This window comes from Chromobacterium sp. (genome assembly GCF_041912965.1).
Taxonomy (GTDB): Bacteria; Pseudomonadota; Gammaproteobacteria; order Burkholderiales; family Chromobacteriaceae; genus Chromobacterium; species Chromobacterium aquaticum.
In genome coordinates this window covers 1-23,325 of record NZ_JAYSGF010000053.1, presented here as the reverse complement: position 1 = coordinate 23,325, position 23,325 = coordinate 1, and the positions used below count along the sequence as shown (strand labels likewise).

Below are 23,325 nucleotides of genomic sequence, written 5' to 3'. Positions count from 1 at the left end.
ACCACGGACACGCGGATTTTCAATCCGCTGCTCTACCAACTGAGCTAACTGGCCATCACTGCTGCGCTGTCGCGCCGTCAGAGCCACGCATTTAATCAGAGGACGTTAACCGCGTCAAGGAATAATTGCAAAAAAACGGGCGGCTGCGGCGCGGGAAAAATAAGCGGGCCAGCCGTCTGAAACGACTAGCCCGCCGGATCAAAGACTTAGATCGCGTCCGGCTGCCGGGACGGGTGAGCTGCCGCAAAAGCCGGCAATTGCTCCAGCGCGTCCGCGACGCGGATGATGTTCGGATACGCAGTCAGATCCAGGCCGAAGCGATGGGCGCTGAACACCTGCGGCAGCAGGCAGACATCGGCCAGCGTCGGCTGCTCGCCCGCCGCATAGCGGCTAGGCGCTGCGGCCAGCTGCTGTTCCAGCGCGGCGAAGCCGGTCTGAATCCAGTGACGTATCCACTGCGCCTTGCCCTCTTCATCCTTGCCGTACTCGGTCTGCAGATATTTGCCGACCCGGGTGTTCTGCAAGGGATGGATGTCGGCGGCGATCGCCAAGGCCAGCGCGCGAACCCGCGCCCGCTCCGCAGCGCCGGCCGGCAACAGCCGCGGCGTATCCGGATAGGCCTCGTCCAGGTATTCGCAGATCGCCAGGGACTGCGCGATCTTGACCCCGCCGTCGTCCAGCAACGGCACCAGCCCCTGCGGATTGATGGCCAGATACTCGGGGCTGCGCTGCTCGCCCTTGAGCAGATTGATCGGCTGATAGCGGTAATCCAGCCCTTTCAGATTCAGCGCGATGCGCACCCGGTAGGCGGCGCTGGAACGGAAATAGCCGTACAACACGCGCTCAACCATGTTTCACCACCATCTGCTCGATGGCGCCGAAGACGCTGGCGCCGGTGGCGTCCTTCATTTCGATGCGCACGCGGTCGCCTACTTTCATGAACGGGGTCGTCGGCGCGCCGCTCTCTATGGTCTCTATCATCCGCTGTTCCGCCAGGCAGCAGGAGCCGACGCTGCGGTCGTGATTGGACACGGTGCCGGAGCCGATGATGGAGCCGGCGGCCAGCTCGCGGGTCTTGGCCACGTGCGCCACCAGTTGCGGGAAACTGAACTGCATTTCCACGCCGGCGTTGGGATGGCCGTAAGGCGCGCCGTTGTATTCCACCAGCAGCGGCAGATGCGCCTTGCCGTCGCGCCAGGCCGCGCCCAATTCGTCCGGTGTCACCGCCACCGGCGAGAACGCCGTGGCCGGCTTACTCTGGAAGAAGCCAAAGCCCTTGGCCAGCTCATTGGGAATCAGATTGCGCAGGCTGACATCGTTGACCAGCATCAGCAGGCGGATCTGGCCAGCGCAAGCGGCGGCGTCGGCGCCCAGCGGCACGTCGCCGGTGATCACCGCCACCTCGCCCTCGAAGTCCAGGCCCCAGGCCTCGTCGCGCAGCGGAATCGGCGCCAGCGGCGGCAGGAAGGCGTCGGAGCCGCCCTGGTACATCAGCGGGTCATGGTAGAAGCTGGCCGGCACCTCGGCGCCGCGCGCCTTGCGCACCAGTTCGACATGGTTCAGATAAGCGCTGCCGTCCGCCCATTGATAGGCGCGCGGCAATGGGCTGTGGCAACGCTGCGGCTCGAACGGGAAGGCGCCCGGCACCTCGCCATCGTTAAGCGCGGCGTAGACTTCCTGCAGCCGCGGCGCCAGCGCGTCCCAGCCGTCCAGCGCCTGCTGCAGGCTGGCGGCGATCTGCGGCACCGCCACCGCGCGGGACAGGTCACGGCTGACGACCAGCAGTTGGCCGTCGCGGGTTTGATTCTGATATGTGGCGAGTTTCATCTTCTATTCTTTCTGCAGCTGGGCAGCTGAAATTCCAGTGATACGGTATGACATCCACGACATCGCCTGAGCGCTATCGCGTCGCGAGCAAGCCGAGGTCGGCGGGAGAAGCGCAGCGGTACAAATGGTACCGCGAGCATCGCAGCGCCGAGATCGGCTTGCGCAGCAGCGATAACGCCAGGCGACTAGGGCTTGGGTTTCCAGCTATCCACATACTGGGTCCACTCCACCTCCGGCATCTGCGGCCCCTGCTCCAGCGCATCGCGCGCGTCTATCATCACCGCCACTTCGTCGGTGAAGGTCTTGGGATCCGTCATCGCCTTGGCGAAGGCCTTGGGGTGCGGCCCGTGGGTGAAGCCGGCCGGATGGAAGGTCAGCATGCCCGGCTTGATATTGTCGCGACTGAAGAAGTCGCCGGCGTGATAGAAGATCACTTCGTCGTAATCGTCGTTGTTGTGATAGAACGGCACCTTCAAAGCGCCGGGATCGGACTCGATCGGCCGCGGCACGAAGGTGCAGATCACGAAACCGTCGGCGACGAAGGTGGTATGCGCCGACGGCGGCAAGTGATAACGGTGGCTCATCAGCGGCCGGATGTCGCGCCAGTTGATGCGCGCCACCGAGTGATTGCCGTGCCAGCCCACCGCGTCCAGCGGATTGAACGGATAAGTCACCGTGGACAGCGCGCCGCGCCGCTTGATCACCACCTGCCACTCGTCCTCGGTCTGCTGCGCGCGGAAGGCGTCGTCTATCGCCGGCACGTCCAGCATCGCCTCGTCGAAAATGGCGTGCGGCCCGACCAGGCCCTTATCCGGCAACTGGTAAGCGCCGTTGCTGGCCTCGATCAGCAGCATGGTGGTGGGCGCCGCCGGCTCGATGCGCCAGCTGGTGGAGCGCGGCATCAGGATATAGTCGCCGTCGCGATAGCTCAGGTGGCCGTAATCGCAAAACAGCTCGCCGCTGCCGGCGTGGATGAACAGCATGTCGTCGCCGTCGCCGTTGCGGAACAACTGAGTCATCGCCTGATCCACGCTCCAGATGCGCAGCTTGCATTGGGCGTTGTGCAGCACCAGCGGCGCGGCCCAGGGCGCGGCGACGTTCTTGGGCAACTCATTCAGATCAAAGGCGCGCGGGCGCAGCGGACCTTCCCAGGCGCTCCAGCCAGTGGGCGGATGCTTGTGGTGCAGATGGGTGGCCGGACCGAAGAAGCCGCTGCGGCCCACTTCGCGCTCATAAATGGCTTCGCTCGGAAAATCGGCGTGGGCCTGGCGCGAGACGGTGCCTTCGCGGTGGGGAAATTGAATCCATTTACGCATGGTGAGTCCTTCAAGCCCGCCGTCGGAACGGCGGGGATCGCATGGATGAACAGCGGGCTTTAGATGACGCCGCGGCGAATCTGGTCTTCTTCGATCGACTCGAACAGCGCGCGGAAGTTGCCCTCGCCGAAGCCCTCGTTGCCCTTGCGCTGGATGATCTCGAAGAAGATCGGACCGATCACGGTTTCGGTGAAGATCTGCAGCAGGATGCCGGCGCCGTCCACCGGCGCGCCGTCCACCAGGATATGGTTCTTGTGCAGGCGCGCCAGATCCTCGCCATGGCCCGGCACCCGGGTGTCCACTTTTTCATAATAAGTGTCCGGGGTGTCCAGGAAGCGGGTGCCGGCGGCCTTCAAGGTTTCCACGGTGTGGTAGATGTCGCGGGTGGTCAGCGCGATGTGCTGGATGCCCTCGCCATGGTATTCGCGCAGGAATTCCTCGATCTGGCTCTTATCGTCGGAGGATTCGTTGATCGGGATGCGAATCTTGCCGCAGGGGCTGGTCATCGCCTGGGACACCAGGCCGGTGAGCTTGCCCTCGATGTCGAAATAGCGGATTTCGCGGAAGTTGGCGATATCGGTGTAGAAACCCGCCCACTTGGCCATATTGCCGCGGAAGACATTGTGGGTCAGGTGATCGATCTCATACAGGCCCACGCCTTGGGGATGCTGATCCACGCCGTCCAGCGGCAGGAAGTCCACATCGTAAATGCTGTGCTCCGGACCGTAGCGGTCGACGAAATACAGCGCCGAGCCGCCAATGCCTTCCACCGCCGGAATGTTCAACTCCATGAAGCCGATCGGACGTTCATACTTCTTGGCGCCATGAGCCAGCGCATATTCATAGGCCTTGGCCGCGTCCTTGACGCGCCACGCCATCGCACAAGCGGACGGGCCGTGCTCGTGGCCGAAAGCCTTGGCCGGCTGCGACGACTCACCGTTCAGAATGAAGTTGATGTCGCCCTGACGGAACAGGCTGACATTCTTGCTGCGATGGCGCGCCACTTCGCTGAAGCCCAGCGACAAAAACAGCGCTTTGAGCTTGGCGATGCCATCTTCGGTGGGGGCGGTGTATTCGACGAATTCAAAGCCGTCGGTGGCCAGGGGGTTTTGCAGCATGGTTTCCATTTTCATCTGTTTCTCCTGTTGTAGATGAGTGTGCGCCGGCTCGCGACGAGCGGAAGTAGAGCGCCGCTCTGAACTGGCGACTTGGTCTTGTGGTCCGCGCAACAAGCTTGTTTATTAACAATCAACACTAGCTTTTGATGACATGTCTTGTGATAGTCTTGTCATGACATGTTGAGAAAGCCTTGTTCTAGACACGGTTTCACCGGGAAAAGCGCACAAGAAGACGGGACAGAAGCAAGAAAAGGCTGAATAGCCGGCGCTGATGAACACTCACGCCGCGCACACGGCCTGCCGCAATGACTTGCGGCAAGCTTCTCCTCTGGATGTGAATCTTAAATCTCCGCCGTCTTATCGCTCGACAAACCCCGGTGCTTTTTTAGCGCCGTGTGTAGAATGCGTTTTTAGGCTTTTTATTCTATGGAAACTACGGGGCAATTTTCTTGCTAAATACCAAGAAACCAGTAATAACTAAGTATAAAACACTAATATTTTGCCTCTTTTAGGAGAAAACATGCCAAGTCTTACATTAGATAAGACAGACTTGCGTATTCTGGCCGAGCTACAGCATGACGGTCGCTTAACCAACGTGGAATTAGCAGAACGGGTGGCCCTGTCTCCATCCCCTTGCCTGCGCCGTCTGAAACAGCTGGAGGAGTCCGGCGTGATCCGCCAGTACGTGGCACTGCTGGATCCGGCCCGCATCGGCCTGGGCTTGCAGGCCTGGGTGCGGGTGACGCTGGAAAAGCGCGGCAATGCGCATTTGCAGAGCTTTATTGAAGCGGTGCAGAGCTGGCAGGAAGTCATCAACTGTTTCGCGATGACCGGCGAGATGGACTATCTGTTGCAGGTGTATTTCGAAGACATGGAACACTTCTCGCGCTTCGTGATGGATGAGTTGTTGCAGCATCCTGGCGTCGCCGATGTGAAATCCAGCTTTGTGCTCAAGGAGATCAAGCGGACGACTTCATTGCCGCTGGGCCAATTGCGTGGCCTTTAGGCGGGCGGCCTCGCGCCGCGTCAGGATTAGAACAGAACGGCCCGGTATTCCGGGCCGTTTTGCATGGGAACGCGTCCTGATTCACAAACCTAGCCGCTGCCAAATGGTGGACACCAAGCCGGCCTGATTCAGCGTGTAGAAGTGCAGGCCCGGCGCGCCGTGCTGCAGCAGGCGGTCGCACAGCTCGGTCACCACGTCCAGGCCCAGCGCGCGGATGGACGCGCTGTCGTCGTAATAGGCCTGCATGCGCTGGCGCAGCCAACGCGGCACTTCCGCGCCGCACATGTCGGAAAAACGACACAGTTGCCCGAAGTTGGAGATCGGCATGATGCCCGGAACGATGGGAATATTCACGCCGCGCGCCTGCGCTTCGTCGACGAAACGGAAATAGGCGTCGGCATTGAAGAAGTACTGGGTCATCGCCGAATTGGCCCCGGCGTTGACCTTGCGCACGAAGTTGTTAATGTCGTCCTCGGCCGAGCGCGCCTGCGGATGGAATTCAGGATAAGCGGCCACTTCGATGTGGAAATGATCGCCGTGTTCGGCGCGGATGAATTCCACCAGCTCATTGGCGTAGCGGAATTCGCCGGCCGCCACCATGCCGGACGGGATGTCGCCGCGCAGCGCGACGATGTGGCGGATGCCGTTATTGCGGTATTCATTGAGAATGGCGCTGATATTGTCGCGGGTGGAACCGATGCAGGACAGGTGCGGCGCGGCGGCATGGCCTTCGCTGCGGATTTCCAGCACCGTCGCCAGCGTGCCGTCGCGGGTGGTGCCGCCGGCGCCGAAGGTGACGGAAAAGAACTGCGGCTTGAACTGGGCCAGTTGCTGGCGCGTGGTGCGCAGCTTGGCGATGCCTTCCGGCGTTTTGGGCGGAAAGAATTCGAAACTGAAGGTTCGGCTCTGTGCTGTCATGATCTCTCTGTATCTCCTGCGGGAGACTCCTTTGTTTTTATAGGATGACCGCGGTCCGCGGCGGCGGACAAGAAAAAACGGACAGCACCATTCTAATAGCACTGTCCGTTTTAATATCGTTATAAAAATCAATAACGATAGTGATCCGGCTTATATGGACCTTGCTTGGGCACGCTGATATAGGCGGCCTGCTCGTCGGACAGCTCGGTCAGCCTGGCGCCGATGCGGCCCAGATGCAGGCGCGCCACCTTCTCGTCCAGATGCTTGGGCAACACATAAACCTGTTTGCCGTATTGCTGGCCGTTGGCGAAGATTTCCACTTGCGCCAACACCTGGTTGGTGAAGGAGTTGGACATCACGAAGCTGGGGTGGCCGGTGGCGCAGCCCAGATTGACCAGCCGGCCCTCGGCCAGCAGGATCACTCGCTTGCCGTCTGGGAAAATGATGTGGTCCACCTGCGGCTTGATATTGTCCCACTGGTACTGGCGCAGGCTGGCGACTTCGATCTCGCTGTCGAAATGACCGATATTGCAGACGATGGCGTTGTTGCGCATCTTCTTCATGTGTTCATGCGTGATCACGCCGACATTGCCGGTGGCGGTGACGAAGATATCGGCCTGATCGGCCACTTCGTCCATGCGCACCACGCGGTAGCCTTCCATCGCCGCCTGCAGCGCGCAGATCGGGTCCACCTCGGTCACCCACACCGTGGCGCCGAGGCCACGCAGGCTCTGCGCGCACCCCTTGCCCACGTCGCCATAGCCCAGCACCACCGCCACCTTGCCGGCCACCATCACGTCGGTGGCGCGCTTGATGCCGTCCACCAGCGATTCGCGGCAGCCGTAGAGATTGTCGAACTTGGACTTGGTCACCGAGTCGTTGACGTTGAAGGCCGGGAACGGCAAGCGCCCTTCCTTCTCCAACTGATACAGGCGATGCACGCCGGTGGTGGTTTCCTCGGTCACGCCCTTGATGTGCTTGAGACGCTTGGAATACCACTGCGGGTCTTGCTGCAGATAACGGGCGATGGCGGCGAACAGCGCGGTCTCTTCCTCATTGGACGGATGGCTGATCACACCGCGATCGCCTTCCGCCTTGCTGCCCAGCATCAACAGCAAGGTGGCGTCGCCGCCATCGTCGAGAATCATATTGGCCGGCTCGTTCTCCGGCCATTCGAAGATCTTGTGGCTGAACTCCCAGTACTCGTCCAAGCTCTCGCCCTTGAAGGCGAACACCGGGATGCCGGCCGCGGCGATGGCGGCGGCGGCGTGGTCCTGGGTGGAGAAGATATTGCAAGAGGCCCAGCGCACTTCAGCCCCCAGCGCCACCAGGGTCTCGATCAAGACCCCGGTCTGGATCGTCATGTGCAGACTGCCGGCGATGCGCGCGCCGCGCAGCGGCTGGCTGTGCCGGTGCTCATCGCGCAAGGCCATCAGGCCCGGCATCTCGGTTTCTGCAATCGCCAGTTCCTTGCGGCCCCAGGCGGACAGATTGATATCGGCAACATGAAAATCGGTGAAATCAGCCATCGCGAGCATTCCTTAGTTCACGCAGCCGGCCAGGATGCGGCTCACCCGCTCCCGTGCCCGGCACGGTTTTGATCAGGTGAGCGCCGTTGAAACGGGAGCGGCCCGAGCCTGGGGATGGATCATCCTCGCAGCGCCCCTCGGGCCGACCGGTCGCCGCCAGCGTGGACACGCGGACAGCGACGTTTCGATTATACCTATGCCGCTCGGAAAAGGTAGGAGTCCGCATGCCAAGAAGATACACTACCGGCTTGCCGATCCATCGTCGCCCCATGACTTTCGATTTCACCCCGCTGGCCGCCCTGTCCGGGATCGCCGCGCTGATAGCCACCGCCATCGCCGCCATCGCCTGGTATCGCCGCCAGTTCCCCGGCGTGCGCTGGCTGGCGCTGCTGATGAGCGCGGTCGCCATCTGGGCCGCCGGCGCGATGTGCGAACTGGCCGCCACCAGCCTGCCCGTCAAGATAGCCTGGTCCAAGCTGGAATACCTGGGCACCTTGAGCACCCCGGTGCTGTTCCTGCTGCTGGCGCTGGACTACAACCGCATCCAGTTGAGCCGGCGCTGGCTGGCCGCCTTGTTCGCGCTGCCGCTGCTGTGCCTGCTGCTGGCGGCGAGCAATGAGATGCATCAGCTGATCTGGACCGGCTACCGGCCCAGCCCCTCCGGTTACAATCTGCTGATCTATGAGCACGGCCCGGCGTTCTGGATCGGCGTCGCCGGCTATTCCTATCTGATGATGCTGATAGGCTCGCTGATGCTGATCCGCGCGCTGCACTACTATCCAGCCCACTTCCGCGGCCAGTCCATCGTGCTGATGATCAGCGCCTGCGCGCCCTGGCTTGGCAACATCCTCTACCTGAGCGGCGCCATGCCGTTGCAAGGCCTGGACCCGACGCCGCACTCCTTCACCGTCACCGGCCTGATATTCGCGCTGGATCTGCTCTATTTACGCCTGCTCTACCTGGTGCCGGTGGCGCGCGCGCGCTCTTTCGAAGCCATGGGCGATGGCGTGATGGTGGTGGACGACAAGATGCGCATCCTGGACCTAAACCCAGCCGCCGCGCGGCTGCTTGGCCAATCCAGCCGCTTGCTCCTGGGGCAGCCCTTGCCGGCGGACTGGCCACATGCCCAGATCCTGCCCTGCCAGCAGCAGCAACTGGAGCTGTCCTTGCAGGACGGCTCGCGCATCCTTGACCTGCGCGTGTATCCAATCACCCAACAGACCCAGCCGCACTCCAGCCGCATGCTGGTGCTGCGCGACATCACCGAACGCCGCCAGGCGGAGGAGGCGCTGCGCAGCGCCAATCAGACCCTGGCCATGCGCATCGCCGAAATCGAGTCGCTGCAGGCGGCGCTGCGTGAGCAAGCGCTGCGCGATCCGCTGACCGGCCTGTACAACCGCCGCTATCTGGATGAGATGTTTCCGCGCGAGCTGAGCCGCGCCCGCCGCGACGGCAGTTCCTTGGCCATCGCCCTGATCGATCTCGATGATTTCAAGCGTATCAACGACAGCTTCGGCCACTTTCACGGCGACCAGGTGCTGCGGCGCTTGGCGACCTTGCTGGACAGCGATGGTAGCGAGGAGGACGTGATCTGCAGGCTGGGCGGTGAGGAATTTCTGGTGATGATGCCGGGCTGCGACAGCGAGCGCGCCTTGCTGCGCGCCGAGCGCTGGCGCGCGGCCTTCGAACGCTTGCCGCACGGCGCCGGCGACGACAGTTTCTGCGCCACGTTTTCCTGTGGCATCGCGGTCTTTCCCAAGCACGCCGGCGCCGCGCCCCAGCTCTACCAAGCCGCGGACCAGGCCCTGTACCAGGTCAAGGCCGCCGGCAAGAATGCCTGTCGCCTGAGCGCGGTCCTCTAGCCAAAAACAAAAAACGCCTGTCCGTGGACAGGCGTTTTTTGGCGTGCAACCGCGAGCGGTTTACAGGCCGGCGTCGGCGCGCAGCGCTTCCACCTTGTCGGTGCGCTCCCAGCTGAATTCCGGCTCTTCGCGGCCGAAGTGGCCGTAAGCGGCGGTCTTGCTGTAGATCGGACGCAGCAGGTCCAGCATCTGGATGATGCCTTTAGGACGCAGGTCGAAATGCTTTTTCACCAGCTCGACGATCTTCTCGTTCGGGATGGAATTGGTGCCAAAGGTATCCACCGCGATCGAGGTCGGCTCGGCCACGCCGATGGCGTAGGAAACCTGGATCTGGCACTGGCGCGCCAGGCCGGCGGCGACAATGTTTTTCGCCACATAGCGGCCGGCGTAGGCAGCGGAACGATCCACCTTGGACGGATCCTTGCCGGAGAAGGCGCCGCCGCCGTGCGGCGCTGCGCCGCCATAGGTGTCGACGATGATCTTGCGACCGGTCAGGCCGCAATCGCCCATCGGGCCGCCAATCACGAAACGACCGGTCGGATTGATCAGGAACTTGGTTTCCGGGGTAATCATGTCCGGCGGCAGCACCGGCTTGATGATGTCCTCGATCACCGCTTCGGTCAGCGTCTTGTGATCGATGTCCGGGGTGTGCTGAGTGGACAGCACCACGGTGTCGATGCGCTTGGGCAGGCCGGTGGCGCTATCGTAGACGCAGGTGATCTGGCTCTTGGCGTCCGGACGCAGCCACGGCAGGCGGCCGTCCTTGCGCAGCTCGGCCTGACGCTGCACCAGGCGGTGCGCGTAGTAGATCGGGAACGGCATCAGCGTCGGCGTTTCATCGCAGGCATAGCCGAACATCAGGCCTTGGTCGCCGGCGCCCTGGGTCAGATCCAGGCCTTCGCCCTCGTTGACGCCCTGGGCGATGTCCGGGGACTGCTTGTCATAGCAGGCCATCACCGCGCAACCGCGGAAATCGAAGCCCAAGGCGGAATCGTCGTAGCCGATGCGCTTGATGGTCTCGCGGGCGATCTTGATGTAATCGATGTTGGCGCTGGTGGTGATTTCGCCGGCCAACACCACCAGACCGGTATTCACCAGGGTCTCGGCGGCGACGCGCGCATGCTTGTCCTCGCGCAAGATGGCGTCGAGGATGGCATCGGAGATCTGGTCGGCGACTTTGTCCGGGTGTCCTTCCGACACCGACTCAGATGTAAACAGATATTCGCTCATTTATTATTCGTTCCCGAAAAATGCAAAACCTTGTGATGATAAAATAGGTCGCTTTAAGACCAAGACTGAGCTTCATATGTCTAAGCTAGTCCATTTATTGCTGTCTTTCTTGGCGCACCTGCCTTTATCCTGGCTACAAGGCCTAGGTGCCGTTCTTGGACGACTGACTTATCATGCGTCCCCCCGCTATAGAGCACGGCTCCGGGAGAACCTAAGTTCTAGTAAAATCTGTCGAAATTATCAGCTTTTACCGCGATTAGTCAAACAAAGCGCGGCGGAAACCGGCAAGGGCGCGCTGGAACTGGCCATAGCCTGGTGCCGCGAACCGGACGACATCGCCGCCATGGTGCGCGAATGCATCGGCTGGGAGCATGTCGAAGCGGCGCTGGCCAAAGGCCACGGCATCGTCTTCGTCACCCCGCACCTGGGCAGCTACGATATCGCTGGCCGCTACATCAGCTCGCGGCTGCCGTTTCCGCTGACCGCGATGTACCGCCCGCCCAAGCTCGCCTGGCTGGAACCGGTGATGCAGGCCGGCCGCGCTCGCGGCAAAGGCAAGACCGCGCCGGCCACCGGCGCCGGGGTGCGCGTGCTGATGAAGGCGCTGAAATCCGGCGAAGCCACCATCATCCTGCCGGACCAGGTGCCCGGCAACGGCGAGGGCGTATGGGCGCCGTTCTTCGAGCGTCCGGCCTATACCATGACCCTGGTGCCGCGGCTGGCGCAGATCAGCGGCGTGGAAACGCTGTTCTTCGTCGGCGAGCGTCTGCCAGGCGGCCAGGGCTTCCGCGTGCACATCGAACCGCCGGCGCAAGCTTTCAGCGGCGATAAGGAGCAAGATGCCACTCAGCTCAACGCCCAGGTGGAAGCGCTGATCCGCCGCTTCCCCAGCCAATACCTGTGGAGCTATAACCGCTATAAATGTCCGCCCGGCGTCAGCCGGCCGGACGCGCAATAACAGGAACGCTCGGAACCCCCTCGCCAACGCAGCGAGGTTTTCGAGCGTCCCAGCAAGGAAATCTATGAAATTCGCTTTTGCCCTGCTTTGGTTGATTCGCCTGCTGCCGATGTGGGCGATCGGCCTGCTGGCCCGCGGCCTGGGCAATATCGCCTACTGCCTGGCACGCGGCCGCCGCCGCGTCGGCATGATCAATCTGCGCTTGTGCTTCCCGGAAATGCCCATTGCCGAACGCCGCCGGCTGATCCGCCGTAATTTCCAGCACATGATACGCATGGTGCTGGAATACGGCGTGGTCTGGTGGAGCTCGGCCCAGCGCATCGACAAGCTGGTCGAGATCAAGAACCTGCACTATGTCACCGAGCTGCGCGAACGCGGCGAAGACGTGATCCTGTTCTATCCGCACTTCGTCGGCTTCGAAATGTGCGTGTATGCGCTGAACCAATACATTCCACTGGTCAGCGTTTACTCCCATCAGAAGAACGAAGCGCTGGATCGCCAGATCTACCAGGGCCGCCAGCGCTACGACAATGCCTACATCGTGTCGCGCCAGGAGGGCTTGCGTCCCATCATCAAGGCGATGCGCAAGGACCACGCGCCCTTCCTCTATCTGCCGGACCAGGACTTCGGCGTGCGCGACTCGGTCTTCGTCGACTTCTTCGGCATCAAGGCCGCCACCATCACCGGGCTGTCCCGCATCAGCAAGCTGGCGCGCGCCAAGGTGGTGCCGGCCATCGCCCGCCGCGTCGGCGACCGCTTCGAGCTGGAGTTCTACCCGCCGTGGGACGACTACCCGAGCGAAGATGTCGAGGCCGACACCCGCCGCATGAACGCCTTCCTGGAACAGCGCGTCCGCGAAATCCCGGACCAGTACTTCTGGCTGCACAAGCGCTTCAAGAGCCGGCCGCAAGGCGAAGCGCGCTTCTACTAAGCAAGGCGCCGCAACGCGGCGCCTTTTTCAATCAGCTGCCGGCCTCGGCGAACTCGTCCATCAGCAAGAAAGTACCCGCCTGCCGCTGCCGGCTGTCTATCTGCGGCACCAGCCGGCGGAAATGCTCGGTCTGGCAATGCCTGTCCAGCGCCGCCCGGTCCGGCCAGGTTTCGATAAAGACGAAATGGCCGGGGTCTTTCTGATCGATGAACAGCTCATAGCTGATGCAGTCCGGTTCTTGCCGCGTCTTCGCCACCAGTTCGCGATACAGCGGCATCACCTCGGCCACGCGCTCCGGTTGAATAAAGTCCTGGGCGATCACTTTCAACATCCCGTCCTCTCCGTTTCTCTCATCGCGTGGCCTTGGACTAGCCAAGCGCGCCTGCCCCAAAAAAACAGCGCGGACGGGAAATCCCGTCCGCGCCGCGTATTGCGTCCGCCCTGCTCGCGCTAGGCTCGCCGCCGCCAGAAGTAGCGATAGACAAAGCCCGGAAACGCGAATACCAGGAACAGCGACACCGTGGTCACGTAGAACTGCCAGTTCTGCGATTGCACCGGCATCAAGCGGCTCTCCAGCAAATAGGCGAAGCCGCCCACCAGCAGATACAGCGCCATCAGCTCGAGCAGGCGCCAGCCAAAATGCTTGTCGGCCACCTTCAGCACCCCGCCCACTTTCTGGGTCAGGAACGGCAGGTTGGCCGCCGCCAGGGCTACGAGGAATAAAACGATGACGCTGGATTGCATGGTGGAATGACCTTTAAATCACGGTGAGCGATTGACGCACGACTTGCACGCACAATTCCAACGCGCGCTCCGGCAGCAGGCCGATGAAGAGCAAGGCCAACGCGTTCAGCGACAGCACCAGCTTCATATCGCCGCGCACCACGATGTCGCTGCGGTCTTCCGCCTCGTCGAAATACATCGCCTTCACCACGCGCAGGTAGTAGAACGCGCCGATCACCGACATCAGCACCGCGAAGATGGCCAGCTTGATCATGCCGACGTCGACGATGGCCTTGATCACCGCGAACTTGGCGTAGAAGCCCACCAGCGGCGGGATGCCTGCCATGGAGAACATGGTCAGCAGCATCAGCAGCGCGTACCAGCTGTTGCGGCTGTTCAGGCCTTTCAGGTCGTCCAGCTTCTCGCATTCGAAACCGGCGCGCGACAGCGCCAGCAGCATGCCGAAGCTGACCAGCGACATCAGCACATAGCTCAGCGCGTAGAACAGCGCCGCCGAATAGCCGACCTTGGTGCCGGCCAGCACGCCCAGGAGCAGGAAGCCCATGTGCGAGATCGTCGAATAGGCCAGCATACGCTTGATATTGGTCTGCACGATGGCGGTGATGTTGCCGATGGCCATGGACAGCGCGGACACGATCACCAACATCATCTGCCAGTCAGCCACCAGCGCGTCCAGGCCCTGGGCCAGGATGCGCAGCGTGAACACGAAGGCGGCCAGCTTGGGAGCGGCGCCCACCATCAGCGTCACCGAGGTCGGCGCGCCGTGGTACACGTCCGGCACCCACATATGGAACGGCACCGCGCCCAGCTTGAAGGACAGGCCGGCCACGATGAACACCAGGCCGAAGATCAGCAGCACGTCATTGGCCTTGTGCGCGGCGATGGACTTGGCGATCACGGCCAGTTCCAGCGAGCCGGTGGCGCCGTAGATCATCGAGATGCCGTACAGCAGCAGGCCGGAGGCCAGCGCGCCCAGCACGAAGTACTTCATTGCCGCCTCGGTGGCCTTCACCGACTCGCGCTGCAGCGCGATGATGGAGTACAAGGCCAGCGACAGCAATTCCAGGCCCATGTACAGGGTCAGGAAGTGCGAGGCCGACACCATCAGGTTCATGCCCAGCAAGGCGAACAGCGCCAGCGAGAAATACTCGCCCTTGAACAGCTGGCGATCGGCGGTGTACTGCCGGCTGTAGATCAGCACGATGGCGGTGACCGCGTACATGGCCAGCTTGACCACGCCGCCCATGGGGTCGGCGACGAACATGCCAGAGAAAGTGAGCACCGGCTGAGCGGTGAAAGTCATCACCTGCGCCACCGCCGTGCCCAGCAGGGTCAGCAGCGTCAGGCCCAGGGTGATGCCGCGCTTCTCGTCCGAGACAAACAGGTCCGCCATCAGCACGAACAGGATCGCGCCGGCGAGGAACATCTCGGGAATCGCGGGTATCAGGTTGAGATCAGCCCAATTCATTGTTTCCATTCCTTCCGCGCTTACAGCTTGCTCTGCGAGACATGCAGAATCAGGTCATTGACCGACAGGTGCATTTTCTCGACGAAGGCTTGCGGGTACAGGCCCATGCCCAGCACCGCGATGGCCAGGATGGCCAGTACCAGGAACTCGCGCTTGTTGACGTCGGACAGCTCCGCCACATGGCTGTTGCCCACTTCGCCGAAGATCACGCGCTTGTACATCCACAAGGTATAGGCGGCGCCGAAGATCAGCGTGGTGGCGGCCAGCGCCGCGTACCAGAAGTTCACCTGCACCGCGCCCATGATCACCATGAACTCGCCGACGAAGCCGGAAGTGGCCGGCAGGCCGGAGTTGGCCATCGCGAACAGCATCATGAAGGCCGCGAAGATAGGCATCTTGTTGGCCACGCCGCCGTAGTCGGCGATGTTGCGGCTGTGCACGCGGTCATACATCACGCCGATGCAGAAGAACATCGCGGCGGAGACGAAGCCGTGGGACACCATCTGCACCAGCGCGCCTTCAACCGCCCACTGGTTCAGCTCGGAACCGGTGAACAGGAACAGGCCCAGGGTGACGAAGCCCATGTGCGAAATCGACGAGTAAGCCACCAGCTTTTTCATGTCGGACTGCACCAGCGCCACCAGGCCGATGTAGACCACCGCCACCAGCGACAGCGCCACCATCACGCCGGACAGCTCGCGCGCGGCGTCCGGCAGGATGGGCAGCACGAAGCGCAGGAAGCCGTAAGCGCCGATCTTCAGCGTGATCGCGGCCAGCACCATGGAGCCGCCGGTAGGCGCTTCCACGTGGGCATCCGGCAGCCAGGTGTGCACCGGCCACATCGGCACCTTCACCGCGAAGGACAGGAAGAAGGCGACGAACAGCAGGATCTGCACCGTCAGCGGGATCTTGGCGATGTCGTGGAAAGCCTGGATGTCGAAGGACTTGCCAGCCTGGAAGTACAGGTAGATCAAGGCCACCAGCATCAGCAGCGAGCCGAGCAGGGTGTAGAGGAAGAACTTGATAGACGCGTACACGCGACGCGGACCGCCCCAGACGCCGATGATCAGATACATCGGGATCAGCATGCCTTCGAAGAAGACATAGAACAGGATGGCGTCCAGCGCGGCGAAAGCGCCGTTGATCAGGCCGGACATGATCAGGAAGGCGGCCATGTACTGCGCCACGCGCTTCTGGATCACCTGCCAGCCGGCCACCACCACCAGCAAGGTGGTGAAGCTGTTGAGCACGATGAACAGCATCGAGATGCCGTCCACGCCCAGGTGGTAGTTGATGCCGAGGGACTCGATCCACGGCTTCATCTCGACGAACTGCATGCCGCCGCTGAGATTGTTGAATTCAGTGAACAGCGGCAGCGACAGCAGGAAGCCCGCCAGGGCCCCCGCCGCGGCCAGCCAGCGCGCCAGCGCGGCCCGCTGATCGCCCCCTGTCGCCAGCACCAGCAACCCGGCCGCTATCGGGGCCCAGATCACCAGAGTCAATAGATGTGTGAACATAGTCAAACCCATTTGTTATTCCAATCCCGGAGCCCGGGCTCAACGCCAGATCAGCGGCCAGAACCACATCGTCATCAGCGCCAGCACCCCGATGATCATCGCGGTGGCGTAGCTGTAGATGAAGCCGGTTTGCGCGCGGCGGATGAAGCCGGAGAAAGTCGCCACCAGTTTGGCGGTGCCGTTCACCAACAGACCGTCGATCAGCAACATGTCGCCCACCTTCCAGAAGAAGGTGCCCAGGGCTCGCGAGCCCTTGGCGAACACGGCGAAATAGATCTCGTCCAGGTAGTACTTGTTTTCCAGGATCTTGTTCACCAGGCTGAACTTCTGCTTGATGGCGGCCGGGATTTGCGGCGCCTTCATGTAGAAGAACCAGGCGGTGGCCACGCCGGCCAGCGCCAGCCACAGCGGCAGCGTGCTCAGCGAATGCACGCCCATGGCGGCGGCGCCGTGGAACTCGCGGGCGATCTCTTCCATCGCCGGATGCAGCTCATGGTTGACGGTGATCACGCCCTTGAAGAAGTCGCCGTACAGCAGCGGCTCGATCGCGAAGTACCCCACCAGCACCGACGGAATCGCCAGCAGCACCAGCGGCAGGGTCACCACCCACGGCGACTCGTGCGGCTTGTCGTTCGGACCCAGGCCATGGTGATGGTCGTGATCGTCATGGCCGTGATCGTGATGATCGTCTTTCTTCTCCATCCAGCGTTCCTTGCCGTGGAAGACCAGGAAGTACATGCGGAAGGAATAGAAGGCGGTGATGAACACGCCGGCGATCACCGCGAAATAAGCGAAACCGGCCGCGGACAGATTGGACGCGTGCACCGCCTCGATGATGGAGTCCTTGGAGTAGAAGCCGGAGAAGAACGGCGTGCCGATCAAGGCCAGCGAACCCAACAGCGAAGTCAGCCAGGTGATGGGCATGTACTTGCGCAGGCCGCCCATATTGCGCATGTCCTGATCATGGTGCATGCCGATGATCACCGAGCCCGCCGCCAGGAACAGCAGCGCCTTGAAGAAGGCGTGGGTCATCACGTGGAACATCGCCACCGAGTAGGCCGAGGCGCCCAGCGCCACGGTCATATAGCCCAGCTGCGACAGCGTGGAGTAAGCCACCACGCGCTTGATGTCGTTCTGGACGATGCCGAGGAAGCCCATGAACAGCGCGGTGATGGAACCGGCGACCATGATCACGTTCAGCGCGGTGTCGGACAGTTCGAACAGCGGGCTCATGCGCGACACCATGAAGATGCCGGCGGTCACCATCGTTGCCGCGTGAATCAGCGCCGAGATCGGAGTCGGGCCTTCCATCGAGTCCGGCAGCCACACGTGCAGCGGGAACTGCGCCGATTTGCCCATCGCGCCGATGAACAGCAGGATGCAGGTCACGCTCAGCAACGACCACTCGGTACCCGGAATCAGGCTGATGGTCTTGCTGGCCAGCGCCGGAGCGGCGGCGAACACGTCGCTGTAGTTCAGCGAACCGCCGAAGTAGGCCAGCACCAGGCCGATGCCCAGCAGGAAGCCGAAGTCGCCGACGCGGTTGACCAAGAAGGCCTTCAGGTTGGCGAAGATCGCGGTCGGACGCTTGAACCAGAAGCCGATCAGCAGGTAGGACACCAGGCCCACCGCTTCCCAACCGAAGAACAGCTGGATGAAGTTGTTGCTCATCACCAGCATCAGCATCGAGAAGGTAAACAGCGAGATATAGCTGAAGAAGCGCTGATAGCCCGGGTCTTCCTGCATATAGCCTATGGTGTAAATGTGCACCATCAGCGACACGCTGGTGACCACCACCAGCATCATCGCGGTCAGCGAATCCACCAGGAAGCCCACCGAGAACTCGTAGCCACCCACCGTCAGCCAGGTGTAAACCGGACCGTTGAACACTTCAGCCTGCCCGGTCAGGAAGGCGTGAAGCACCTTGAGCGAAAGCGCGGCGGACAGCGCCACGCCGGCTATCGTCACGACGTGCGAAGCGCGCCGGCCGATGGCCCATCCAAATAGGCCTGCAATGATGGAACCCGCCAGCGGGGCGAGTGCAATCAGCAGGTATAAGCTCTTCATATCCATGCTTGTGTGCTTTGTGTAGGTTCCGGTTTGCCTTAGCCTTTGAGGCTGCCCAAGTCTTCAACGTTGATGGTGCGCAGATTGCGGAACAGCACCACCAGGATGGCCAGGCCAATCGCGGCTTCGGCCGCGGCCACCGTCAGGATGAAGAATACGAAGATCTGGCCTGCCGTGTCCGACAGGTAATGCGAGAACGCGATGAAGTTGAAATTCACCGCGAGCAGCATCAGCTCGATGGCCATCAGCAGCACGATCAGATTTTTCCGGTTCAGGAAAACGCCTAGCACGCCGATGGCAAACAGGATTGCGGCCAGCACCAGGAAGTGAGTCAGTGTCAGCACATTTCCTCCCTTATGTTGATTGGCCGTCAGGCCTGTTGCTTACCGGAGTCGGCCTCGGAGGCCTCCTCCACCGTGGATTCTTCGGCAGGCTGTTCAGCCTGCATCTTGACCAGACGCACGCGGTCATTGCGCTTGACCTTGACCTGCAGCGCCGGATCGATAGCCTTGGTGTCCTTGCGGCTGCGCATGGTCAGGCCGATGGCGGCCACCATGGCCAGCAGCAGCACCACCGCCGCCACTTCAAAAGGCAGCAGATAAGTGGTGTACAACTGGCGGCCCAGCACCTTGACGTTGCTGAAGTCGGCAGCCAGCGGCGCCGCGGCCTGGTAGGCGTCCAACTTGGCGCTGGGGCTGGCCAGGATCATCGCCATCTCAAACACCATGATGATGCCTACGGCGGCGGCGATCGGCAGGTTCTTCCAGAAGCCCTCGCGCAGTTTCTCGATGTTGATGTCCAGCATCATCACCACGAACAGGAACAGCACCATCACCGCGCCCACATACACCACCACCAGGGTGATGGCCAGGAACTCGGCCTCCATCAGCAGCCACAGGCCGGCGCTGTTGAAGAAGGCCAGCACCAGGAACAAGGCCGCGTGAATCGGGTTCTTGGCCGTCACCACGCGGATGCCCGCGAACACCAGGATGGCGGACAGGACATAAAAGACAAACATTGTGAAGTTCATGACCCCCCCTTAGCGATACTTGGCGTCGGCCGCCTTGTTGGCGGCGATTTCCGCCTCGTACTTGTCCCCGATCGCCAGCAGCATCGGCTTGGTGTAGTACAAGTCGCCACGTTTTTCGCCGTGGTATTCAAAGATGTGGGTTTCCACGATGGCGTCCACCGGACAGGCCTCCTCGCAGAAGCCGCAGAAGATGCACTTGGTCAGATCGATGTCGTAGCGCGTGGTGCGGCGAGTGCCGTCGTCACGCTGCTCGGACTCGATGCTGATCGCCATCGCCGGGCACACCGCCTCGCACAGTTTGCAGGCAATGCAGCGCTCTTCGCCGTTGGCGTAGCGGCGCTGCGCGTGCAGACCGCGGAAGCGCGGCGAAATCGGCGTCTTCTCTTCAGGGAACTGGACCGTGATCTTGCGGGCGAAGAAGTAGCGGCCAGTGACCATCAGGCCCTTGACCAGCTCCACCAGCAGGAAGGTCTTGAAAAAGTTACGGATCGAATTCATCTTTTCACCTCTCCCCGTCTCAGTGCCACAAGGACAGCGGGGTCATCATCCAGACGCCCACCACCAGGATCCACACCAAGGTCACCGGGATGAACACCTTCCAGCCCAGACGCATGATCTGGTCGTAGCGATAGCGCGGGAAGGTGGCGCGGAACCACAGGAAGCAGAACAGCACCATCGCCACCTTGAGCGCCAGCCAGAAGAAGCCACCCGCGCCCAGAATGCCCCAGGACGCCGGGAACGGCGACAGCCAGCCGCCGAGGAACAGCAGCGAGGTCAGCGCGGCGACCAGGATCATGTTGGCGTATTCGGCCAGGAAGAAGATGGCGAAGGCCATGCCCGAGTACTCGACGTGGAAGCCGGCGACGATCTCGGATTCACCCTCGGCCACGTCGAACGGCGCGCGGTTGGTTTCGGCCACGCCGGAAATCAGGTAGACCACGAACAGCGGGAACAGCGGCAGCCAGTTCCACGACAACACGGAACCGCCGGCCATGCCCTGCCCTTGCTGCTGGACGATGTCCACCAGGTTCAGGCTGCTGGACACCATCAGCACGCCGATCAGCGCGAAGCCCATCGCCAGCTCGTAGGACACGATCTGGGCGGCGGAACGCATTGCGCCGAGGAAGGAGTACTTGGAGTTGCCCGCCCAGCCGGCGATGATCACGCCGTACACGCCCATCGAGGTCAAGGCCAGGATGTAGAGCAGCGAGGCGTTGACGTTGGCCAGCACCAGCTTGTCGGTGAACGGAATCACCGCCCAGGCCGCCAGCGCCGGAGCGATGGACAACACCGGCGCCAGCAGGAACAGGCCCTTGCTGGAGTTGGTGGGCAGGATGATTTCCTTCATCAGCAGCTTGACCGCGTCGGCGATAGGCTGCAGCAGGCCCAGCGGGCCTACCCGGTTGGGGCCGATGCGGATCTGCATGAAGCCGATGACCTTGCGCTCGGCATAGGTCAGGTAGGCGACGCACAGCAGCATCGGCAATACGATGGCGATGATCTTCAACAGGGTCCAAACCACGAGCCCCGCGTCAGTGCCAAGAATACCTTGCAAGAACTCCATGCTTTACCCCTGGGTGATCTCGATAGCGTCGAACATGCCGCCCAGCGCCAGCGTGGCCGCGTGAGCGGTGGCGATGCGAACCGTGTCCTGCGGCAGGCTGTCGTCGGCGACGATGCGCACGCGCGCCTGGCCGGAACCCTGGCTCAGCAACGCGGTGCTGTCGGCGGCGATGCCCAGCTTCTGCAGCAGGCCGCTGTGGGCGGAAGCCACCGGCTCGGCCGCGTCGCGGGTCAGTTGCAGCGACTCGGCGCGGCGGCAGACGGCGTCGGCCTGGTACAACGGCACTTCGCCGATGCGCGCCACGCCGGCGGTCGCCGCAGCCGCGACGTTCAACTGGTTCAGCGCGTTGTTCAGACGCGCGGCGATGTCGCCCTTGGCCAGCAGCTCGGCGCGCACTTCCTCGGCGCTGTTGAAGTCGAAGCCGGACAGATTCAGCATATTGCCCAGCACGCGCAGCACTTTCCAGGCCGGGCGGGCTTCGCCCAGCGGACGCACCACGCCGTTGAAGCTCTGCAGCTTGCCTTCCATATTGACGAAGGAGCCGGCGGTCTCGGAGAACGGCGCGATCGGCAGCAGCACATCGGCGTAGTCCAGCAGGCCCTGGCCCTTGAACGCGGTCAGCGCGATCACGGTGGCGGCCTGCTTCATCGCGGCGACGGCGGCTTGCGGGTTGTAGCTGTCGAATTCGACTTCGGTGTTCAGCAGCACATAAGCCTTCTTCGGCTCAGCGATCATCGCGGCGGCGTTGGCGCCCGCGCCTTGCGGCAGCGCGCCCACCAGTTCCGCGCCCACGCTGTTGGCGGCCTCGGACAGCACGCCAAAGCTGGCGCCGCTCAGGCGAGCGATCTCCTGCGCCACGGCCAACAGCTGGCTGAACGCCGGATGGTGCTGCGCCACATTGCCCAGCACCACGGCGGCGGTTTCCGCGCCGCTCAGGCTCTCGGCGATGCGACGCGCCTCGGCGGACACTTGCACCGCGGACAGATCAACGCTGGTTTCACCGCCCTTGATCTCGACCACGGCCTTCAGCACCTGGGCGAAGCCGTTGACCAGCGCCAGCGGCGACACGATCAGCTTGGCGTTGATCTTGATCAGCAGTTCGTCGTCGGCGACATGGATAATGTTAAGCTCGCTGCCCTTCTTGGCCGCGGAGCGCAGGCGCGAGGTCAGCAGCGGCTGTTCCTTGCGCAGCGTGGAGCCAACCACCAGCACCGACTTGGCCGCGGCCAGATCGGAAATGCTGGAACCCAGCCATTCGGCGCCCTGCTTGGCCGCGTCGGCGGCGAAGTCGCTGCGGCGCAGACGGTAATCGATGCTTTCCACGCCGAAGGCGCGCGCCAGCTTCTGCGCCAGATGCAGTTCTTCGGTGGTGGAATGCGGGCTGGTCAGAAAGCCGATGGCGTCCTTGCCGTGATCGGCGGACACGCCGTTCAAGCCCTTCACCACGTAGTTCAACGCGGTTTCCCAATCCGTCTCGTGCCATTGGCCGTCGAACTTGATCATCGGCTGCTTCAGACGCTCGGCCGAGTTCAAGCCCTCGTAGGAGAAGCGGTCGCGGTCGGCGATCCAGCACTCGTTGATGGCCTCGTTTTCCAGTGGCAGCACGCGCATCACTTCATTGCTCTTGACCTGAACAATCAGGTTGGAACCCAGGCCGTCATGCGGGCTGACCGATTTGCGACGCGACAGCTCCCAAGCGCGGGTGCTGTAGCGGAACGGCTTGGAGGTCAGCGCGCCCACCGGGCACAGATCGATGACGTTGCCGGAGATTTCCGAATCCACGGTCTTGCCGAGGAAGGGCAGAATCTCGGAGAACTCGCCGCGATGAGCCATGCCGATTTCCTGGAAGCCGCCGACTTCCTCGGTAAAGCGCACGCAACGGGTGCAGTGAATGCAGCGCGACATTTCTTCCGCCGAGACCAGCGGGCCCATGTCCTTGCCCACCACCACGCGCTTTTCTTCCTGATAGCGCGAGGAGGAGTTGCCGTAGCCCACGGCCAGATCCTGCAGCTGGCATTCGCCGCCCTGGTCGCAGATCGGGCAATCCAGCGGATGGTTGATCAGCAGGAATTCCATCACGCCGGCCTGGGCCTTCTTGGCCATGTCGGAGTGAGTGTGGACCTTCATGCCGTCGGTCACCGGGGTGGCACAAGCCGGCAGCGGCTTGGGCGCTTTTTCCACTTCCACCAGGCACATGCGGCAGTTGGCCGCGATGGACAGCTTCTTGTGGTAGCAGAAGT

The 23,325-nt window shown here is 62.3% G+C and carries 21 protein-coding genes and 1 riboswitch; of the genes, 4 read left to right on the top strand and 17 right to left on the bottom strand.

Annotation, left to right across the window (positions count from 1 at the left end):
* Positions 1–206: 206 nt before the first annotated feature.
* The 4 genes from maiA to hppD form a co-directional block, all read right to left on the bottom strand.
* Positions 207–851, bottom strand: coding sequence for a maleylacetoacetate isomerase (maiA, locus tag ACE3QM_RS20600; protein WP_374424498.1), 645 nt, complete (start codon positions 849–851; stop codon positions 207–209).
* Positions 844–1,827, bottom strand: coding sequence for a fumarylacetoacetate hydrolase family protein (locus ACE3QM_RS20595; RefSeq protein WP_374424496.1), 984 nt, complete (start codon positions 1,825–1,827; stop codon positions 844–846). The genes maiA and ACE3QM_RS20595 overlap by 8 nt, the downstream gene beginning before the upstream one ends.
* Positions 1,828–2,012: 185 nt before the next feature.
* Positions 2,013–3,143 (bottom strand): homogentisate 1,2-dioxygenase, encoded by a 1,131-nt coding sequence (locus ACE3QM_RS20590; protein ID WP_374424494.1) that lies wholly within the window; start codon positions 3,141–3,143, stop codon positions 2,013–2,015.
* Positions 3,144–3,202: 59 nt separating this feature from the next.
* Positions 3,203–4,276 (bottom strand): 4-hydroxyphenylpyruvate dioxygenase, encoded by a 1,074-nt coding sequence (hppD, locus tag ACE3QM_RS20585; RefSeq protein ID WP_048408794.1) that lies wholly within the window; start codon positions 4,274–4,276, stop codon positions 3,203–3,205.
* A 505-nt stretch (positions 4,277–4,781) separates the two neighbouring features.
* Between hppD and ACE3QM_RS20580 the strand changes: the two genes are divergently transcribed.
* Positions 4,782–5,267 (top strand): Lrp/AsnC family transcriptional regulator, encoded by a 486-nt coding sequence (locus ACE3QM_RS20580; RefSeq protein WP_039756263.1) that lies wholly within the window; start codon positions 4,782–4,784, stop codon positions 5,265–5,267.
* Positions 5,268–5,348: 81 nt separating this feature from the next.
* Here ACE3QM_RS20580 and metF read toward each other — a convergent pair whose 3' ends face one another.
* Both metF and ahcY read right to left on the bottom strand, forming a co-directional pair.
* The gene (metF, locus tag ACE3QM_RS20575; protein ID WP_048408795.1) at positions 5,349–6,185 is read right to left on the bottom strand and encodes a methylenetetrahydrofolate reductase [NAD(P)H]; all 837 of its coding nucleotides are present in this window, start codon (positions 6,183–6,185) and stop codon (positions 5,349–5,351) included.
* A gap of 128 nt (positions 6,186–6,313) precedes the next feature.
* Positions 6,314–7,723, bottom strand: a complete 1,410-nt coding sequence (gene ahcY / locus ACE3QM_RS20570; RefSeq protein ID WP_374424491.1) for an adenosylhomocysteinase — start codon at positions 7,721–7,723, stop codon at positions 6,314–6,316.
* A 62-nt stretch (positions 7,724–7,785) separates the two neighbouring features.
* Positions 7,786–7,859, bottom strand: a riboswitch (S-adenosyl-L-homocysteine riboswitch).
* Between the two features lie 79 nt (positions 7,860–7,938).
* Between ahcY and ACE3QM_RS20565 the strand changes: the two genes are divergently transcribed.
* A complete protein-coding gene (locus tag ACE3QM_RS20565) occupies positions 7,939–9,576 on the top strand; it encodes a histidine kinase N-terminal 7TM domain-containing protein (protein ID WP_374424489.1) in 1,638 nt (545 codons plus the stop codon).
* A gap of 60 nt (positions 9,577–9,636) precedes the next feature.
* Here ACE3QM_RS20565 and metK read toward each other — a convergent pair whose 3' ends face one another.
* Complete coding sequence (metK, locus tag ACE3QM_RS20560; protein ID WP_048408798.1) at positions 9,637–10,806, bottom strand: methionine adenosyltransferase; 1,170 nt, start codon at positions 10,804–10,806, stop codon at positions 9,637–9,639.
* A gap of 76 nt (positions 10,807–10,882) precedes the next feature.
* Here metK and ACE3QM_RS20555 point away from each other — a divergent pair, with 76 nt between their 5' ends.
* Positions 10,883–11,764: a lysophospholipid acyltransferase family protein gene (locus tag ACE3QM_RS20555; protein WP_048408799.1), complete on the top strand. Its 882-nt coding sequence runs from the start codon at positions 10,883–10,885 to the stop codon at positions 11,762–11,764.
* 64 nt (positions 11,765–11,828) lie between these two features.
* Complete coding sequence (locus tag ACE3QM_RS20550; RefSeq protein WP_374424486.1) at positions 11,829–12,695, top strand: lipid A biosynthesis lauroyl acyltransferase; 867 nt, start codon at positions 11,829–11,831, stop codon at positions 12,693–12,695.
* A 31-nt stretch (positions 12,696–12,726) separates the two neighbouring features.
* Here the strand turns inward: ACE3QM_RS20550 and ACE3QM_RS20545 are convergent, their stop codons facing one another.
* From ACE3QM_RS20545 to nuoG, 10 genes are all read right to left on the bottom strand, one after another.
* Entirely contained in the window at positions 12,727–13,026 is a 300-nt protein-coding gene (locus ACE3QM_RS20545) for a putative quinol monooxygenase (RefSeq protein ID WP_374424484.1), read from the bottom strand.
* Positions 13,027–13,145: 119 nt separating this feature from the next.
* On the bottom strand, positions 13,146–13,439 hold the full coding sequence (locus tag ACE3QM_RS20540; protein WP_048408802.1) for a DUF2818 family protein: 294 nt from the start codon (positions 13,437–13,439) through the stop codon (positions 13,146–13,148).
* Positions 13,440–13,452: 13 nt separating this feature from the next.
* On the bottom strand, positions 13,453–14,907 hold the full coding sequence (nuoN, locus tag ACE3QM_RS20535; RefSeq protein ID WP_374424481.1) for an NADH-quinone oxidoreductase subunit NuoN: 1,455 nt from the start codon (positions 14,905–14,907) through the stop codon (positions 13,453–13,455).
* A 20-nt stretch (positions 14,908–14,927) separates the two neighbouring features.
* A complete protein-coding gene (locus ACE3QM_RS20530; RefSeq protein WP_048408888.1) occupies positions 14,928–16,424 on the bottom strand; it encodes an NADH-quinone oxidoreductase subunit M in 1,497 nt (498 codons plus the stop codon).
* Positions 16,425–16,463: 39 nt separating this feature from the next.
* On the bottom strand, positions 16,464–18,497 hold the full coding sequence (gene nuoL / locus ACE3QM_RS20525) for an NADH-quinone oxidoreductase subunit L (RefSeq protein ID WP_048408804.1): 2,034 nt from the start codon (positions 18,495–18,497) through the stop codon (positions 16,464–16,466).
* Positions 18,498–18,529: 32 nt separating this feature from the next.
* Positions 18,530–18,835: an NADH-quinone oxidoreductase subunit NuoK gene (gene nuoK / locus ACE3QM_RS20520; protein ID WP_019102195.1), complete on the bottom strand. Its 306-nt coding sequence runs from the start codon at positions 18,833–18,835 to the stop codon at positions 18,530–18,532.
* A 26-nt stretch (positions 18,836–18,861) separates the two neighbouring features.
* Positions 18,862–19,521 (bottom strand): NADH-quinone oxidoreductase subunit J, encoded by a 660-nt coding sequence (locus ACE3QM_RS20515; protein WP_231461774.1) that lies wholly within the window; start codon positions 19,519–19,521, stop codon positions 18,862–18,864.
* A gap of 9 nt (positions 19,522–19,530) precedes the next feature.
* The gene (nuoI, locus tag ACE3QM_RS20510) at positions 19,531–20,019 is read right to left on the bottom strand and encodes an NADH-quinone oxidoreductase subunit NuoI (protein WP_019102197.1); all 489 of its coding nucleotides are present in this window, start codon (positions 20,017–20,019) and stop codon (positions 19,531–19,533) included.
* A gap of 19 nt (positions 20,020–20,038) precedes the next feature.
* Positions 20,039–21,085, bottom strand: a complete 1,047-nt coding sequence (gene nuoH, locus ACE3QM_RS20505; RefSeq protein WP_048408806.1) for an NADH-quinone oxidoreductase subunit NuoH — start codon at positions 21,083–21,085, stop codon at positions 20,039–20,041.
* A gap of 3 nt (positions 21,086–21,088) precedes the next feature.
* On the bottom strand, positions 21,089–23,325 hold a 2,237-nt coding region (gene nuoG, locus ACE3QM_RS20500; RefSeq protein WP_374424477.1), incomplete at its 5' end, for an NADH-quinone oxidoreductase subunit NuoG.

Bases quoted from the DNA above. Each gene is read 5' to 3' on its own strand.
- maiA (WP_374424498.1), bottom strand. From the start codon at position 851: ATGGTTGAGCGCGTGTTGTACGGCTATTTCCGTTCCAGCGCCGCCTAC.
- ACE3QM_RS20595 (WP_374424496.1), bottom strand. From the start codon at position 1,827: ATGAAACTCGCCACATATCAGAATCAAACCCGCGACGGCCAACTGCTG.
- ACE3QM_RS20590 (WP_374424494.1), bottom strand. From the start codon at position 3,143: ATGCGTAAATGGATTCAATTTCCCCACCGCGAAGGCACCGTCTCGCGC.
- hppD (WP_048408794.1), bottom strand. From the start codon at position 4,276: ATGAAAATGGAAACCATGCTGCAAAACCCCCTGGCCACCGACGGCTTT.
- ACE3QM_RS20580 (WP_039756263.1), top strand. From the start codon at position 4,782: ATGCCAAGTCTTACATTAGATAAGACAGACTTGCGTATTCTGGCCGAG.
- metF (WP_048408795.1), bottom strand. From the start codon at position 6,185: ATGACAGCACAGAGCCGAACCTTCAGTTTCGAATTCTTTCCGCCCAAA.
- ahcY (WP_374424491.1), bottom strand. From the start codon at position 7,723: ATGCTCGCGATGGCTGATTTCACCGATTTTCATGTTGCCGATATCAAT.
- ACE3QM_RS20565 (WP_374424489.1), top strand. From the start codon at position 7,939: ATGCCAAGAAGATACACTACCGGCTTGCCGATCCATCGTCGCCCCATG.
- metK (WP_048408798.1), bottom strand. From the start codon at position 10,806: ATGAGCGAATATCTGTTTACATCTGAGTCGGTGTCGGAAGGACACCCG.
- ACE3QM_RS20555 (WP_048408799.1), top strand. From the start codon at position 10,883: ATGTCTAAGCTAGTCCATTTATTGCTGTCTTTCTTGGCGCACCTGCCT.
- ACE3QM_RS20550 (WP_374424486.1), top strand. From the start codon at position 11,829: ATGAAATTCGCTTTTGCCCTGCTTTGGTTGATTCGCCTGCTGCCGATG.
- ACE3QM_RS20545 (WP_374424484.1), bottom strand. From the start codon at position 13,026: ATGTTGAAAGTGATCGCCCAGGACTTTATTCAACCGGAGCGCGTGGCC.
- ACE3QM_RS20540 (WP_048408802.1), bottom strand. From the start codon at position 13,439: ATGCAATCCAGCGTCATCGTTTTATTCCTCGTAGCCCTGGCGGCGGCC.
- nuoN (WP_374424481.1), bottom strand. From the start codon at position 14,907: ATGAATTGGGCTGATCTCAACCTGATACCCGCGATTCCCGAGATGTTC.
- ACE3QM_RS20530 (WP_048408888.1), bottom strand. From the start codon at position 16,424: ATGTTCACACATCTATTGACTCTGGTGATCTGGGCCCCGATAGCGGCC.
- nuoL (WP_048408804.1), bottom strand. From the start codon at position 18,497: ATGGATATGAAGAGCTTATACCTGCTGATTGCACTCGCCCCGCTGGCG.
- ACE3QM_RS20515 (WP_231461774.1), bottom strand. From the start codon at position 19,521: ATGAACTTCACAATGTTTGTCTTTTATGTCCTGTCCGCCATCCTGGTG.
- nuoI (WP_019102197.1), bottom strand. From the start codon at position 20,019: ATGAATTCGATCCGTAACTTTTTCAAGACCTTCCTGCTGGTGGAGCTG.
- nuoH (WP_048408806.1), bottom strand. From the start codon at position 21,085: ATGGAGTTCTTGCAAGGTATTCTTGGCACTGACGCGGGGCTCGTGGTT.